The organism is Marivita hallyeonensis, assembly GCF_900129875.1.
In the GTDB taxonomy this organism is placed as follows: domain Bacteria; phylum Pseudomonadota; class Alphaproteobacteria; order Rhodobacterales; family Rhodobacteraceae; genus Marivita; species Marivita hallyeonensis.
Map to the genome: position 1 here is coordinate 426,979 of NZ_FQXC01000001.1, position 14,577 is coordinate 441,555.

The 14,577-nt window shown below is 61.1% G+C and carries 14 protein-coding genes; 7 read left to right on the top strand and 7 right to left on the bottom strand.

Annotated elements, in window-relative coordinates; translation table 11 throughout:
* Together BUA42_RS02110 and BUA42_RS21060 are read left to right on the top strand one after the other, a co-directional pair.
* Positions 1 to 279 carry an HlyU family transcriptional regulator gene (locus tag BUA42_RS02110; RefSeq protein WP_072776039.1) on the top strand — a complete coding sequence of 93 codons (279 nt, stop codon included), beginning with the start codon at positions 1 to 3 and terminating at the stop codon, positions 277 to 279.
* Positions 280 to 405: 126 nt separating this feature from the next.
* Positions 406 to 570: a hypothetical protein gene (locus BUA42_RS21060; RefSeq protein WP_178346829.1), complete on the top strand. Its 165-nt coding sequence runs from the start codon at positions 406 to 408 to the stop codon at positions 568 to 570.
* A 54-nt stretch (positions 571 to 624) separates the two neighbouring features.
* Here BUA42_RS21060 and BUA42_RS02115 read toward each other — a convergent pair whose 3' ends face one another.
* Entirely contained in the window at positions 625 to 825 is a 201-nt protein-coding gene (locus BUA42_RS02115) for a hypothetical protein (RefSeq protein WP_072776040.1), read from the bottom strand.
* Between the two features lie 10 nt (positions 826 to 835).
* Positions 836 to 1,507 carry an SDR family oxidoreductase gene (locus BUA42_RS02120; protein WP_072776041.1) on the bottom strand — a complete coding sequence of 224 codons (672 nt, stop codon included), beginning with the start codon at positions 1,505 to 1,507 and terminating at the stop codon, positions 836 to 838.
* A gap of 116 nt (positions 1,508 to 1,623) precedes the next feature.
* Here BUA42_RS02120 and BUA42_RS02125 point away from each other — a divergent pair, with 116 nt between their 5' ends.
* The 3 genes from BUA42_RS02125 (at position 1,624) to ribD (ending at position 3,757) form a co-directional block, all read left to right on the top strand.
* The gene (locus BUA42_RS02125; protein WP_072776042.1) at positions 1,624 to 2,028 is read left to right on the top strand and encodes a secondary thiamine-phosphate synthase enzyme YjbQ; all 405 of its coding nucleotides are present in this window, start codon (positions 1,624 to 1,626) and stop codon (positions 2,026 to 2,028) included.
* Positions 2,029 to 2,158: 130 nt separating this feature from the next.
* Entirely contained in the window at positions 2,159 to 2,635 is a 477-nt protein-coding gene (gene nrdR, locus BUA42_RS02130) for a transcriptional regulator NrdR (protein ID WP_072776043.1), read from the top strand.
* Between the two features lie 9 nt (positions 2,636 to 2,644).
* Positions 2,645 to 3,757 (top strand): bifunctional diaminohydroxyphosphoribosylaminopyrimidine deaminase/5-amino-6-(5-phosphoribosylamino)uracil reductase RibD, encoded by a 1,113-nt coding sequence (gene ribD, locus BUA42_RS02135; protein ID WP_072776044.1) that lies wholly within the window; start codon positions 2,645 to 2,647, stop codon positions 3,755 to 3,757.
* On the opposite strand, the gene BUA42_RS02140 is transcribed toward ribD, so the two are convergent.
* From BUA42_RS02140 to BUA42_RS02150, 3 genes are all read right to left on the bottom strand, one after another.
* Positions 3,733 to 5,709 carry a capsular polysaccharide biosynthesis protein gene (locus BUA42_RS02140; protein WP_483869259.1) on the bottom strand — a complete coding sequence of 659 codons (1,977 nt, stop codon included), beginning with the start codon at positions 5,707 to 5,709 and terminating at the stop codon, positions 3,733 to 3,735. The genes ribD and BUA42_RS02140 overlap by 25 nt on opposite strands.
* Before the next feature lie 53 nt (positions 5,710 to 5,762).
* Positions 5,763 to 6,908 carry a polysaccharide biosynthesis/export family protein gene (locus tag BUA42_RS02145; protein ID WP_425435014.1) on the bottom strand — a complete coding sequence of 382 codons (1,146 nt, stop codon included), beginning with the start codon at positions 6,906 to 6,908 and terminating at the stop codon, positions 5,763 to 5,765.
* 100 nt (positions 6,909 to 7,008) lie between these two features.
* On the bottom strand, positions 7,009 to 8,316 hold the full coding sequence (locus BUA42_RS02150) for a capsule biosynthesis protein (RefSeq protein WP_072776046.1): 1,308 nt from the start codon (positions 8,314 to 8,316) through the stop codon (positions 7,009 to 7,011).
* Between the two features lie 106 nt (positions 8,317 to 8,422).
* Here BUA42_RS02150 and BUA42_RS02155 point away from each other — a divergent pair, with 106 nt between their 5' ends.
* Entirely contained in the window at positions 8,423 to 9,019 is a 597-nt protein-coding gene (locus BUA42_RS02155; RefSeq protein WP_072776695.1) for a riboflavin synthase, read from the top strand.
* A gap of 24 nt (positions 9,020 to 9,043) precedes the next feature.
* Here the strand turns inward: BUA42_RS02155 and BUA42_RS02160 are convergent, their stop codons facing one another.
* Positions 9,044 to 10,201, bottom strand: coding sequence for an MFS transporter (locus tag BUA42_RS02160; RefSeq protein WP_072776047.1), 1,158 nt, complete (start codon positions 10,199 to 10,201; stop codon positions 9,044 to 9,046).
* A 99-nt stretch (positions 10,202 to 10,300) separates the two neighbouring features.
* Between BUA42_RS02160 and BUA42_RS02165 the strand changes: the two genes are divergently transcribed.
* A complete protein-coding gene (locus tag BUA42_RS02165) occupies positions 10,301 to 12,748 on the top strand; it encodes a ligase-associated DNA damage response DEXH box helicase (RefSeq protein WP_072776048.1) in 2,448 nt (815 codons plus the stop codon).
* A gap of 65 nt (positions 12,749 to 12,813) precedes the next feature.
* Here BUA42_RS02165 and BUA42_RS02170 read toward each other — a convergent pair whose 3' ends face one another.
* On the bottom strand, positions 12,814 to 14,373 hold the full coding sequence (locus tag BUA42_RS02170; RefSeq protein ID WP_072776049.1) for a 2-isopropylmalate synthase: 1,560 nt from the start codon (positions 14,371 to 14,373) through the stop codon (positions 12,814 to 12,816).
* Positions 14,374 to 14,577: the final 204 nt, after the last annotated feature.

The following is a 14,577-nucleotide window of genomic DNA, read 5'->3' on the forward strand; positions in this document are numbered from 1 at the left end:
GTGTCGTTTCTGAAGAAACTCTTCGGCGGCGGCGGAGGAAGCTCCGCCCCGTCAGCGCCTGCGGAAACGTATCAAGGCTATACGATCTTCGCCGAACCGATCAAAGACGGCGGTACGTGGCGCATCTCTGCCCGGATCGAGAAAGAGATCGCGGGCGAGATCAAGGCGCACCAGTTGGTACGTGCGGATACTCTGCAAAGCTACGAAGACGCGGTGAAAGCGTCCGTTGCCAAGGCGCAGATGCTGATCGATCAGCAGGGCGATCTGATCTTCGAATAACGCGCTGTTTCATCACGCCGATTTCACGAAAACATCACGTCGCAACACCGCACATCACCCCTGCGCGTTTGCGCCTTTTTTCGCGGGCCTCACGAACCCACCTTTTGGGTATGAAAGGATCCCGCCATGAAACACATTCTATTCGCAGTGGCATTGCTGACGCCCGGATTGGCAGCAGCGTACCCCAACCCAAATGTGACCATCTCTATCGCGGCTGGTGACCTCGTCGACTCCATCTGGACGCAGCCAAAACCAGCGCCGCTCATTCTGGCCGAGAACGGGGCCAAGTAACAAAAACGCCGCGAGCCTCAGAGGCCGCGGCGTTTTTATTTTGAGCGAATTGGTTTAGGTGCGATCCGCTTGATTTGGGTCCGACGTCGTGCCCGGTCCGGTGCTGGGATCGTCGTTGGTTTGCGTCGGCCCCGTCGGTTCTTTCGGCACATCGCTGTCCTTTGCGGGCCAAGGATCAATGTCGTTCAGATCCGCCTGATTTGGATCCGATGTCGTGCCAGGCCCCGTTTTCGGGTCGTCGTTCGTTTGGGTCATATCTTTTTCCTCAATTCGTGGGCATCAGGAAGACTTCCTGAATTGTCGCGCGCTGGTCCGCCTCAAGCGCGAACACTGCAGCCTGCGCGACATCATCGGGATGCAGCTTGTCCGGCTTGGCTTCGTCAAAGAACGGAGTGTCCACCATACCCGGTGCAATGACCGTGCAGCGCCCACCCCATTCACGCATTTCTTCGGCAATGTTGCCGCCGTAGCCGTGCACGAACCATTTGGAGGCACCGTAGACCGAGCCCTTGATATGACGACGGCCGGCAGCTGAACCCGTCATCAGCAGATGCCCCTTGGCTTCCTTGAGATACGGCATGGCTGCTTTGGTGGTGTAGAGAAGCCCCATGATGTTCAGCGTGATCATCTGGTGCCATTCGTCGGGATCGCCCGCGTCCGTCCCGGCCGCGCTTAGACCCGTACCCGCATTGGCAAAAGCTGCATTCACTTGACCGAACCGGTCTTTCAGCGAGCTGATCGCTTTTTTCTGCGTTTCGAAATCTGTTGCATCGCCCGGCAACACCAAAGCGCTGTCGCCGAATTCCGACGCGAGCTCGTTCAGCTTGTCTTCCGACCGCGCGAACAGTCCGACGTTCCAACCGCGCTCGACCGCCGCGCGCGCGGTCGCTGCGCCGATGCCGGTTGATGCGCCGGTGATGAAAAGCGTTTTCGACATGAGAGGTGACTCCTTGTGCGTGTTATCGGGATAACGCGTGGCCCCGGCAATGGTTGCAACGCGATGCCACCGCGCCGAAACTGCACTGGACCCATTTGCCGCAAACGAGTTCAGTCATGCAGACCACTTTCACCATCCAGACCAATGGCCCGGGCCTTTACGAGTTCACCAAAGACGTGTCGTCGTGGGTCAGCGGAAGCGGTCTCCTGACGCTCTTTGTCCAGCACACGTCGGCGAGCCTGCTGATCCAGGAAAACGCTGATCCAGAGGTGCAAACGGACCTGACCGCCTTTTTCCATCGTCTCGTGCCTCCGACCACGGATCCGTCGATGTCCTACATCACCCATACCTACGAAGGCCCGGACGACATGCCCGCGCATATCAAGGCCGCAATGATGCCTGTAAGCCTGTCCATCCCGGTGACGAATGGGCGGCTTGCGCTTGGCACGTGGCAGGGCATCTACCTGTTCGAGCACCGCTCTGCGCCGCACGCGCGACGGGTTGTTGCGCATCTGGCATAGCCGCGCCGCCACCACCACTTGCGGTGCGAAATCCCCTCTACCCAAAACTTCGAGGCTGACCTATAGTGGCTGTGGATAAGTGGGGCGAACCCACAGTCAGAGGCAGAGACGAAGAAGAGGGGGACGGCCAATGCGCTGCCCGTTTTGCGGAAATATCGATTCACAGGTGAAAGACAGCCGTCCAGCCGAGGACCACGTTGCCATCAGGCGCAGGCGGTTCTGCCCGGCTTGCGGGGGGCGTTTCACCACCTATGAGCGGGTTCAACTGCGCGACCTCGTCGTGATCAAAACCAACGGTCGCCGCGAAGACTTCGACCGGGACAAACTGGAACGGTCTATCCGCATTGCGCTGCAAAAACGGCCATTGGACCCCGAGCGTATCGATCAGATGATCTCGGGCATCGTCCGTCGGCTTGAAAGCCTTGGAGAGACCGACATCGCGTCGAAACAGATCGGCGAGATCGTGATGGAGACTCTGGCCCGGATCGACACGGTGGCCTACGTACGCTTCGCGAGCGTCTACAAGAACTTCCAGGAAGCCGACGACTTCGATAAGTTCGTCAGCGAACTGCGTCCCGACAAAGACAAAGCCAAACCCGAAGGTTGACCGCAGCCCATGCGCCCGGAAGATGCGCACCATATGGACCGGGCGTTGGAATTGGGCCGACGCGGATTGGGCAACACGTGGCCCAATCCCGCCGTTGGGTGCGTTCTGGTGCGGGATGGCGCTGTCGTCGGCGAGGGCTGGACCCAGCCGGGTGGACGACCACATGCCGAGGCAATGGCACTCGAACTGGCAGGTGCGTCCGCCAAGGGTGCCACAGCCTATGTCACGCTCGAACCCTGTGCGCATCATGGCGCCACGCCACCCTGCGCGGACGCACTGATCGCTGCCGGTATCAGCCGGGTCGTTGCGCCTTTCGCGGATGAGGACCCTCGTGTGTCCGGGAAAGGATTTGCCAAGCTGAGAACCGCGGGTGTCGAGGTCACGACCGGCGTCGGCGCGGATGAAGCGGCGCGCCACCATACGGGATTTTTCCATCGTGTGCGGCACGGCCGGCCATTGCTCACGCTCAAACTGGCGACCAGTCTAGACGGCCGGATCGCGACGGCGAGTGGTGACAGCCAGTGGATTACCGGGCCCGAGACACGTGCCTACGTTCACGGCCTTCGTGCAACGCATGATGCGGTGATGGTCGGGGCAGGGACTGCCCGCGCCGATGATCCACTGTTGACGGTGCGTGGTCGGGACGTCGTGCAGCAACCGGTACGCATTGTCGTCTCGCGCAGGCTCGACCTGCCTCAGAACAGCCAGATGTCCCGGACGGTGGACGAAGCACCTCTATGGCTGTGCCACGCCGAGGACGCGCCTCAGGAGGTCCGCAACCTCTGGACGGATTTGGGCGCAACCCTAATCGAGGTGCCACTGAACGGGCGACAACTCGACATTTCTGCCTTGATGCAGGCTCTGGGGTCGCAGGGCCTTACACGCGTGTTCTGCGAAGGCGGAGGCGATCTTGCGGCAAGCCTGCTCGCCGCAGATCGGGTGGATGCGTTGGACTTGCATCAGGGCGGGGTGATCATCGGTGCCGAAGGTCGACCGGCACTGGGTGCATTGGGGCTCGACAAGTTGTCAGAAGCGCCGCGCTTTGTGCTGGACAGGGTCACTTCGATTGGCAACGACGTGGTGCAAAGCTGGACCCGTCACCGACGCCAGAGCCAGGAATAGGTGGACAAGAGCCCCTGAGCCTTGCTCAGCGCGCGGAGCCTTGGCGGCGTCTGGATCGCGCCGGTCGCCAGTCTGTCCAGAACCACCTCAACCGGGCAGGTCTGGCCAGTCACCGGATCGAAGTATCGCGGATAAGCAATCAGCGCGGCGTGGACCAATCCTTCCAACGGAACCTTCACTGTCCGCCTATCGGGCATCTCACACAGGTCGGTTGTCAGGCCCCAACCGGCGTAGAACGGCACGCCCAACGTGGTGACGGGCAGCCCGCGCATCAACGCTTCAAACCCCGCCAGCGATGTCAGGGTCCACAATGCATCGACTTTTCCAAAGAGGCAGGCAATCGGAGCGTCCGTCGTGACCTCGTCGGCCCAATCCAAGGCCTGTGGGACCGCGCCGGGGCGCAAGCCCGCAAGCACGTCGGGGTGGGGTTTGTAAAGGATGTGAGCCTCGGGATTCTTTGCCCGAACGCACTCCAACAGCGCAGAGTTTGAGGTTATGTCGGGTGATCCCAACAGGATTGACGCATCGTCCTCGACCTGACCCGGTACGAGGATCCTATGCGTCTCGCCAAGCGCCTCATCGGAGGGCGAAACGGTGCCCGAGTGGTACTTTGTGACGCCTTCCGAGACGATCCGCGCCATAAGCCGGCGTGTGCGTGCGACCGCGTCATCGGGAAGATCAGCGCTTTCCGAGATCAATGTCTCAAGTCGCGACGGCCGCGTCGGATCGTAGTACATTCCAAGATCGTCCAGCGCGAGTGAGAGAGGCGGCACCAGTTCCGCGCCCAGTCCCTGCGACCGGATGAAACCATCCTCCACACGCCAAGCGTCTGAAACGGTCGCAGGACCAGAGCCCCAGACCATTGTGCGCGCCGTGCCTGAAGCGCTCTTTCCAAAGCGCATCTGTTTGTGCTGGCCGAACATGGCATTCATATGCGGGCGTTTCCAAAGGCGGATGTTCTGTCCGACCCAACCTTGGTGGTCGTCCTGCCACGCGCGCCGTCGCGCCTCGATCACATCCATGACGCGCGCGAGATCGCACAGGCAGTCCTCGAACGGGTCATACCAGACCGGGAATTTGATCATTGCCGCGGCGAAAAGCTGGGCCCGGGTGAGTTTCCTTTGGCGACGGTCCAAGCTGTGCTCATCCTCGCTCAGACCCCATCCGGCATAAAAAGGCGTGCCGAACACACGGGGTTTGTGACCAGCGAGGATCGCTTCGAAGCCCATTTGAGACGACAGCGTGTAGACCGCCGTCGCCCCGGAAAAGAGATCGGCGGGCGCAATGTTCCCATCCACAAAGGAGATCCGGCCCTGCGCCTGGTCTTCCGTGTAATGGCCACCACGTTTGCCCGCACGGGTTTCCGGGTGAGAACGGATGAGAATACGCGCTGCGGGATGTTCGGTTTGCGCGTAGTACAGCATCTCCGCAAATCGCGCTTTGGCGACCTTGGCGTCTGGCACCGATGCGCGCACCGACGCATCGTTTTCCGCCTGATCGATCACCAGGACGTACCCCGGGTCGGGCGCTAAGATATCACGCTCGCACGCGCTGTACTTGGACAATCGCTCGCGCATCATGCGCGCCATCAGCATCCGCGCATCGTTCAAAAGCGCGGTGTCGTCCAGCGGGTCTTCGATAAGGAGCGTTTCGAGGTCAGAAGGGCGCGATGCGTCGAAGTGCATGCCCGTTGTGTCGAGCAACAGACCCAAAGGTGGCTCATGGGCGACACGGCCGGGATGCAGGGACCTGAGAAACGCGTCCTCTACGCGTAAAACCGGCGCGTTCCGACCTTCAGCTACGGCCACACCGCGTTGTGCGCTGGGCGCGTCGCCCCAAACGCCGACCCAGTCGCCGTCTTTCGGTTGGCCCAGAGACACTTGCCATCCCGCCAAAGACAAGATGCGCTTGATCCGGCTTTGGGTCAGAAAACCGCTGTTGTAGACGCACAAACGCCGAGGGGATGCTCCCTCGGCGCTCGGAATTTCAGAAGGCGACATACGGTCTATTCCGTCGAACCGCCCGTGACAGTTGTGGCAAGCCCGCGCGCGCCGCCAAGCGTACCGTTCACCGCGGCAATCGTACGGTTCCATTTCACAGAAGGCGCTTCGGTCACATAGATCGTGTCCCCGTCCCGGATAAGAAAGTCACGAGCCATGAACATGCCGTTTGGTTCTGTGAGGTCGAGCACGTAAATCAGACGTTGCGCGCCAATGAGGTCGGTGCGACCCAGAACGGTGTTGGCGATTTCGGGGGCTTCATTACGGAAGACAAAGACACCTGTCGGATCCGCCGTGGACGCGTTCAGGCCACCCAGTTGCGCGAGCGCTTCGAGCGCGGACAGTGTCCGGCTTTCGAAGGTCAGCTGCGTCTGCGACCCCGTCGCGCCAAGCGCGGTAAAGGCGCGCTGGTCGGCTTCGACAAGAATGCGGTCGCCATCCCGTAGCGCGATGTCGAGCTCCGGGTGATCGTACAGGTCTTCGAACCAGATCGTTTCGCTGTGGGTGCCGCGCGTCAAAGTGATCTGAGCAATCTCAGACGATGTTGTCACGCCGCCTGCGCTGGCCAGCATGGAACTCAGTGTGCGCGTCGGCAGCTCGATCGGGTAGACACCTTGCGCCCCTGCAGAGCCAAGGATGGTGACTGTTGCCCCGTTCCCGGCGGTGCGGCGGACTTGTACCTGCGGATCCGGCGTCTGGTCTTCCAGCTTTTGCGTGATAATGCGCCGAATGGCTTCGGGCGTGTTTCCGGCTGCCTTGATCCGTCCGGCGTAGGGCACGAAGATGAAGCCGGAACCGTCCACCTGCACGCTTTCCAGCGTGGTCGAGTTGGACATTTCCGCAGCGAGGAGCCCGTCATCGACGTTCTCCCAGATGGTCAGTCCCAAAGTGTCGCCGGGACGAATGATGTCTGCGCCTTGTACGGACGCGTTCTTCAACGTTTCGGAAAAGCCGAGCGCGGGAATGACCGCCGTCGCGCGGGTGACGCGGTCATTGATCGCGACAACGAATGCGTCGCCTTCGCGCTGGACCGAGCCTGCGAAGATCTCGTTCTTGTCAGGTCCGACCCGCGGCAGACCGCACGACGCAACCAGTGACGCCGCAAGCGCCAAAGCGATGGGGCGCGCCCACCGTGAATGTGACTTGATCACTGCTCGGTCTCCTCGACCAGTTATTCTCTGCCTCGGTTTATATTTTTGCGGTAAAGTACCGGAATCCCGACAGTTTGGCCAGTACTAGGGGTAGTGCTGGCTATTGAACCAGCCGCAACTGTTGCGCTGTGGACTCGTGAGCGATGAGCCGCGCCGCATATGGATCCTCGCCATCAAGCATCCGGTCCACCACCTGTCGCAGCAATTGCGCGCGCCCTTTTGCGGAATAGAACCCGCCGGGAAGCTGGCTCGTCTCCAGCAGAAACTGCCGGTAGATTTCATAAGCTTCCGGATCAGGCGGCGTGGGGTTTGCAAAAAACGCGGCAAGCGGTTGATGCGACACCAATTCGGGTTTGTCGTAGACGCAGGTGCCAAAACACCTGACCGGCAAACCGCGCCAGAGCGCCTGATGCGCCGATGTCGAGTTCACGGTCACAGCCGACCGGGCAGTCTTCAGCAGATGCGCAAGCTTGCCGCCGCGCACATAGACCACTCGGTTCGCGACGCCGTGCATCTCGGCGCTTGCCCGGATTGCCTCAGCCACAGGCGCGCGACCGTCTTCCAGCGGATGCGCCTTAAAGACGAGACGATGGTGCGAAGGTGCACCCTTCGCGAATTCCGCAATAACCATGTCCACGAATGTGGTTTGGGACGCGAAGTTCGAAAACGCCCGGAAGCTGGCATCATGCTCGAGCTGGAGAAGCACGACATGATACGGCCATCCTCCTTTTTGAACGGCGCGGGTCTTGATCCAGCGTTCGACCATATGCCGTGGACGTCTCAGGAGGCGGAGGAGCTGCAGAGCGAATTCCTGCCCGACAGTCTGTTCTCGGTGCGAGGTATAGTTCGGAAAGGCGCGGTTTCGAAACAGGACATGCCAATGGTACAGCGCGCCGTAGACCATATGGTGGCGCAAATCCCCCCAGCGGTCCGGCGGCAAGGCCGGTTGTTCGGCTGTTCGTGTCAGCGCATCGGCCATATCCGACACTGCGATGCGCATCAGCCGGGAGTTGCCGTTCGATCCGTCGCGTTCGTAGGTCGCCCAGTACGGGCGCAGATATCCTTCCTCGAAGATATGGACGGTCACCCCGGCTTCTTTGGCGATCTGTACCGCGTCGGAGTGATGCCAGCGTGTGTCACCGTAGAGAACGAGATCGGTGGCTTTCGTCTGCGCCAGCCACGTTTGGAACTGACCGCTCCAAGCGTCCTGACTGTCGGTGAAGCGTAGTAGCGTGCCCGGATCAGGCCACCAGAACGCGTCCCCCGAATTGAAGGCGACACGCCAGCACTGCGCCCCGGTTTCCGTGAGCCTGGCGGACAATTTCGCGTAGAACGGACCGTGGGGGCCTTGCAGAAAGAGGAAAACCCGTCCTGTTCCAGATGCCTGCTTGCCCGTTGCGTTCGTCATGGTGGCAAAGTATCCGTGAGTTTCCGGAACGCTACCACAACAGCGTGATCATGTGGAGAGCGTTGTCACAACATATGGCGGCACTGGCGCGCGAGGTATCAAGATCATGTTCACTGGGATTGTGACCGACATCGGAGAAGTCCGAGAGCTGGAACGGCGCGGCGATCTGCGCGCGCGGATCGGGACAGGATATGACACCGACACAATCGACATTGGCGCGTCTATCGCGTGTAGCGGTGTCTGTCTGACTGTGATTGAGATTGGCGACGATTGGTTCGATGTTGAGATCAGCGCAGAAACGCTTGACAAGACCACGATCGGCGGATGGTCCATGGGCACGCGCATCAATCTGGAGCGCGCGTTGAAAGTCGGCGACGAATTGGGGGGGCATATCGTGTCCGGTCACGTCGATGGTCTTGCGAAGATCGTCGAGATGCGGCCCGAGGGAGACAGCATTCGCTATACCTTCGAAGCGCCGAAATCCTTGGCCCGTTTCATCGCACCCAAGGGATCGATCGCGTTGGATGGAACGTCTTTGACGGTGAACGAGGTTGACGGGACGTTGTTTGGCTTGAACCTCATCCCGCACACCCAAGAGGTCACCACCTGGGGTGCGGCGAAAGTCGGCGACAGTGTGAACCTCGAAATCGATACGCTGGCCCGCTACGTTGCCCGACTTGCCGAAATGCAGGAACAAGCCTGAGCCACGGCTTCGTATTTCCCATCCTTAGCGAAGCCGCGCTTCGGCGCGTTTCCCAAGAACCCGTACAAGTATCAAACCGCCGCCATAGGCCGTCAGCAAGAGCAAGACGGGCCCCAAGAGTGGCGCCCCTTGATACAGTGCGAGGAGGAGCGGCGTGCCACTTAGATTGCCGAGGTTTCCCATTTGCGCCAGTGCGCCATTGGCCAGGGCGCGGCTGTCCGAGTCCGGGTTCAACTGTGGGACAACGGCAAATCCGGCCCCCTGAATAAAGGCCATGGCTGCGAAAAGCAGCAAAACCGTGACCGCCGAAAACCCAAAGCCCGCAATCAGGAGGACAGCACCACAGCAGGCGGCGAAACCTGCGGTGATGACGGGCAGGGCGCGCACCCGTGACAGGATCGCGATGCCAAGGCTCAATGCAACGGCAATGGACACAAGCGGGGCCAGCGGAGCCAGCCATGCAGGTTCCTCGCCCTCGATCAGAAGCGGCAACGCCGTGAGCACGGAAACAAAGGTGAGCGTGTAGCACAGCCAGGCCAATGCCGGCGTGGCGATGCCAGGCGTTGCGAATGCGCGAATGTGCCGTTCTACAAGGGTTCCGAGTTTAAGTGGCTCTGTCACGGGGGCCTTGGTGCCGTGAAGAAGGACAAAGCACAGGACCGCCGCCACAGCCATCCAGACGCCGTGTGACAGGATCAAAAGCGGCAAACCCCCTTGGGCGAGGACAAATGGCGCTATCGTGGCTGTCGCCGCAAACGCAACGCCGAAAAAAGTGCTCCATAGGGTCAGCGCGGCGGGCCGCAGACGATCCGGTGTGGTCTCGGCGATCAGCGTCGGTGCCGCGACCACGATCAAAAGATGTGACGCGCCCTCGATGATGCGGCTGAGCATCAGGATCGGCAAAGACGGAAGACTGGCCTGCCAAAGCGACACGGCGGCACCCAGGATCAGCGCACTGACCAAAGCACGCTTAGTGCCGATCCGGTTGACCACCATACCGGCGATCAAGCCGAGCACGACGCCGACCAGACTGATCAGGGACACCGCCAGACCAAGAACCGCGTCCTGCCCACCGTACTCTTGGCTGAGGGCGACGAAGCTGACCGCGAATTTCGAAAACTGGCCAGCCGCGCCCAATCCGGCAACGTAGATCACGACTGTGATGAGAAGCGGGTAGCGCATCGTGATCCCTTCTTGTCAGCGAGAGCTTTGACCGAAGCCGACTGGGGTCGCAAGCCTTGGGGATTTTTCTTCGCGGTGAGCTGCCTTATCTAGCAACTTATGAATGCCTTGCCTGCATCCCTTCAAAGCTGGTTCAAGACGCGTGGGTGGTCAATCCATCCGCACCAGCAAGACATGCTGGATCGCGCTCAGGATCCGTGTCTGCTTTTGATTGCGCCCACCGGTGGTGGCAAAACGCTGGCCGGGTTTCTGCCGACGCTCATGGAACTGGCAGACGACCCACGTGGCGGTCTGCATACGCTCTACGTCAGCCCGTTGAAGGCGTTGGCTGCGGATATCAAGCGCAACCTGCGCACGCCGATCGACGAAGCGGGCCTGCCGATCCGGGTCGAGGACCGCACAGGCGATACCTCGGCGCATGTGAAGAAACGTCAGCGCGCGGACCCACCGCATATCCTGCTAACGACGCCCGAGTCTCTCGCCCTTCTGACCAGCTATGAGGACGCGCCGCGTATGTTTGCCGGTGTGCAGCGGGTTGTTGTGGACGAGATCCACGCGCTTGCCGAAAGCAAACGCGGCGACCAGCTGATGCTTGCCTTGGCGCGTTTGCAAACGATGAACCCCGGGCTGCGTCGTGTCGGGTTGTCGGCGACGGTGGAAGACCCCGGTGCCATTGCGCGATTTTTGGCAAAGCATCCGGACCCGTGTGAGATCGTCATCGCCGACCCGGGACCGGAACCAGACATCTCGATGCTTGTCACCGAAGAGGCCCCGCCATGGTCCGGGGGTGGTGCGAAATACGCGATTCCTGCGGTTCTGGACGAGGTGAAACGACACAAGACCACGCTCATCTTCCACAACACCCGTGCGCAGGCGGAAATTTTTTTCCACAACCTTTGGCTTGCCAATGAAGAAGGTTTGCCGATCGGCATTCATCACGGGTCACTAGACCGGGGCCAACGCGAAAAGGTCGAGGCCGCTATGGTGCGTGGCGATCTCAGGGCAATCGTGTGTACCGGAAGCCTCGATCTGGGCATTGACTGGGGTGATGTGGACCTTGTCATCCAGATTGGCGCGCCGAAGAACGTGAAACGGCTCGTGCAGCGGATTGGGCGCGCCAATCACCGCTACAACGCACCGTCGAAGGCGCTACTCGTGCCCGCCAATCGGTTTGAGGTGGTGGAATGCGTCGCAGCGCTGGAGGCCGTGAAGGCGCATGAGCTGGACGGTGGGTGGCGCGGTCGGGGACCGCGAGATGTGTTATGCCAGCACATCCTGATCGCCGCCTGTTCTGGACCATTCGAGGCCGACGCGCTTTATGCGGAAATGAGCACGGCGGGCGCGTATGCAGACCTCACCCGCTCCGAGTTTGACGATTGTTTGGAATTTTGTGCGACCGGCGGGTACGCCCTGCGGGCCTATGATCAATGGCAGCGGTTGAAACAGTTGCCAGACGGAAGATGGCAGCTGAGAGACCCCCGGTCTGCGGCGCGCATCCGTCAGAACATCGGCACCATTCAGGACACCGATACGCTCAAGGTGAAGTGGCGAGGGCGCGGAGGCGCGCCTTTGGGTGAAATCGAGGAAGGCTTCGCAGCGACGCTGACACGGGGCGATACATTTCTCATCGGCGGGCAGATCGTACGATACGAGGGCCTGCGCGAACTGACGGTGGAAGTCACGCGGGACGCGGTCAAGAAACCAAAGATCGCCACTTTCATGGGCACAAAATTCGCCACTTCGACGCAGTTGTCGAACCGTATCGTACGCATGTTCCAGCAGGACGATTGGCCCGACCTGCCGCATCACACCCGCGACTGGCTGCGCATGCAGCGCGAGGTGAGCCGCTTGCCGGAGCCGGGACGCCTGTTGATCGAAAGCTTTCCGCATGACGGTCGCGAACAGCTTGTGGCCTATGGGTTTGCAGGCCGCAACGCGATGCAGACGCTCGGGCTACTGTTGTCGAAACGGATGGAGGAAGAGGGCCTCGCCCCCATGGGCTTTGTCGCTACCGATTACGCCGTGCTGATCTGGGGTCTGGATGCGGTGATCGATCCCGCGCCGTTGTTCGACATCGCGGCGTTGGAGCGCGGTTTGGAGACTTGGCTCGCGGGCAATGCGGTGATGAAGCGGACCTTCCGCGCGTCGGCCACGATTGCAGGACTGATCGAGCGACAGGTGGGCGGCCAACGCAAGACCGGACGACAGGCAACGATGTCGTCGGATATTCTTTACGATACGCTGCTTAAGTATGACCCCGATCACCTGCTGATGCAGATCACACGAGAAGAGGCGATGCGCGGGTTGGTGGATTTCAGCCGTATCCGCGAAATGGCGGAGCGGGTCGAGGACAGGATCGACCTTGTCCGTCTCGACCGCGTGACTCCACTGGCCGCGCCGTTGTTTCTGGAACCGGGCCGTGTGCCGGTTCGGGGTCAGGCGGATGAACGTCTTCTGGAGGAAGAGATCACCCGGCTCATGGAGACGAGCGGGTTGGCACAGGTCGAGACGAAGCCGTCAAAGCCGGTCTGGCGGGTGCCGTATTAGGGGAGTGTCAGGTTGGAATCCCACCCCACGACCGTGCGTGGGGCAGGTCTCTGAGCCACCGGCCGTTACGCCAGATCCCGGTAGGAGATCTCTTTCACGTCCTTGCCGGTCTTGCCGCGCCTTACGATCAGGCGGTTGAGCGCATTGATGTACGCCTTGGCGGACGCGACCACCGTGTCTGTGTCGGCGGACTGGCCCGTCGCGATCATGCCGTCTTCTTCCAGCCGGACCGTGACGGTTGCCTGCGCATCGGTGCCCTCGGTGACGGCGTGAACCTGGTACAGCTGCAACCGGGCCTTGTTCGGATGCAAGATCCGCACCGCCTTGAAGGTCGCATCAACTGGACCGTCGCCTTCGGACGTGGCGCTTTGCTCTTTTCCGTCGATTTCCATTTCCAGCGTGGCTTCTGCGGGGCCGGTGCCGCAGGTCACGTGCAGGTTGACGAGTTGCAAAACGTCGTCGCCTTCAGAGGATGCCGATACCAAGGCGAGAATGTCGTCGTCGAACACCTCTTTCTTGCGGTCTGCCAGATCCTTGAAACGGACGAAAATGTCCTTGAGCTGGTTGTCGCCGACATCGACGCCCAACTCCTTGAGCTTGGCGCGCAAGGCGGCCCGGCCCGAGTGTTTGCCCAAGGGCAGGGAGGTGCCCGCGATGCCAACGTCCTCGGGGCGCATGATCTCGAACGTCTCGGCGTTCTTCAGCATCCCGTCCTGGTGAATGCCGCTCTCATGGGCAAAGGCGTTTTTGCCGACGATGGCCTTGTTGAACTGCACCGGGAAGCCCGACACGGTGCTGACCCGGCGCGAAATGTGCATGATCTTCGTTGTGTCGATGCCGGTGTGAAAGGGCATGATGTCGTTGCGCACCTTGAGCGCCATCACCACCTCTTCCAGTGCCGTGTTGCCCGCCCGTTCGCCGAGGCCGTTGATCGTGCATTCGATCTGCCGCGCCCCGCCTTCGACCGCGGCCAGCGCGTTCGCCGTCGCCATGCCGAGGTCGTTGTGGCAATGGGTGGCAAAGACCACGTCGTCCGCACCCGGCACAGTTTCGATCAGCCGCTTGATCAGGTCGGCACTTTCCCGCGGCGCAGTGTAGCCCACCGTGTCTGGAATGTTGATGGTGCTGGCACCCGCCTTGATCGCGATCTCGACGACGTGACAGAGGTAGTCCCATTCGGTGCGGGTCGCGTCCATCGGCGACCACTGGACGTTGTCGCAGAGGTTGCGGGCGTGGCTCACGGTCTGTTCGATCCGCTCGGCCATCTCGTCCTGCGTCAGGTTGGGGATGGCCCGGTGCAGCGGAGAGGTTCCGATGAAGGTGTGGATGCGTGGGCTTTTGGCGTGTTTGACCGCCTCCCAGCAGCGGTCGATATCCGGCAGTTGCGCTCGGGCGAGGCCGCAGATTACGGCGTCCTTGGCGCGCTCGGCGATCTCGCTCACCGCGCGGAAATCGCCTTCGGAAGCGATAGGAAACCCGGCTTCGATGATGTCGACGCCCATGTCATCCAGAAGCTCTGCGATTTCGAGCTTTTCGTCATGGGTCATGGTGGCGCCCGGAGACTGTTCGCCGTCGCGCAATGTGGTGTCGAAGATCACCACTCGGTTTTTGTCTGAGTTCGTCATGTCAGAGGTCTTTCTGTCTTGTCCAAATCCGTCGGCGCGTCGCGGTCTCCTCTGAGCGGTCGCGCCGGAACGGCCGCGCTCAGAGGCGGATTAGGAGAAGACGGCTGGCCAGCACAAGAGGCGCGCGGGAGCGCGTTTGAATTGCGATATGGGCCATCGGTGTCATGCGCGCGACTATACGCGGCATTTTCCGAAAGAAAAGTC

What these genes read in the sequence shown, in the direction of transcription:
- BUA42_RS02120 (WP_072776041.1), bottom strand. Translation starts at nt 1,507, where the DNA reads ATGTCGAAAACGCTTTTCATCACCGGCGCATCAACCGGCATCGGCGCA.
- nrdR (WP_072776043.1), top strand. Translation starts at nt 2,159, where the DNA reads ATGCGCTGCCCGTTTTGCGGAAATATCGATTCACAGGTGAAAGACAGC.
- BUA42_RS21060 (WP_178346829.1), top strand. Translation starts at nt 406, where the DNA reads ATGAAACACATTCTATTCGCAGTGGCATTGCTGACGCCCGGATTGGCA.
- ribD (WP_072776044.1), top strand. Translation starts at nt 2,645, where the DNA reads ATGCGCCCGGAAGATGCGCACCATATGGACCGGGCGTTGGAATTGGGC.
- BUA42_RS02170 (WP_072776049.1), bottom strand. Translation starts at nt 14,373, where the DNA reads ATGACGAACTCAGACAAAAACCGAGTGGTGATCTTCGACACCACATTG.
- BUA42_RS02115 (WP_072776040.1), bottom strand. Translation starts at nt 825, where the DNA reads ATGACCCAAACGAACGACGACCCGAAAACGGGGCCTGGCACGACATCG.
- BUA42_RS02165 (WP_072776048.1), top strand. Translation starts at nt 10,301, where the DNA reads ATGAATGCCTTGCCTGCATCCCTTCAAAGCTGGTTCAAGACGCGTGGG.
- BUA42_RS02125 (WP_072776042.1), top strand. Translation starts at nt 1,624, where the DNA reads ATGCAGACCACTTTCACCATCCAGACCAATGGCCCGGGCCTTTACGAG.
- BUA42_RS02150 (WP_072776046.1), bottom strand. Translation starts at nt 8,316, where the DNA reads ATGACGAACGCAACGGGCAAGCAGGCATCTGGAACAGGACGGGTTTTC.
- BUA42_RS02160 (WP_072776047.1), bottom strand. Translation starts at nt 10,201, where the DNA reads ATGCGCTACCCGCTTCTCATCACAGTCGTGATCTACGTTGCCGGATTG.
- BUA42_RS02155 (WP_072776695.1), top strand. Translation starts at nt 8,423, where the DNA reads ATGTTCACTGGGATTGTGACCGACATCGGAGAAGTCCGAGAGCTGGAA.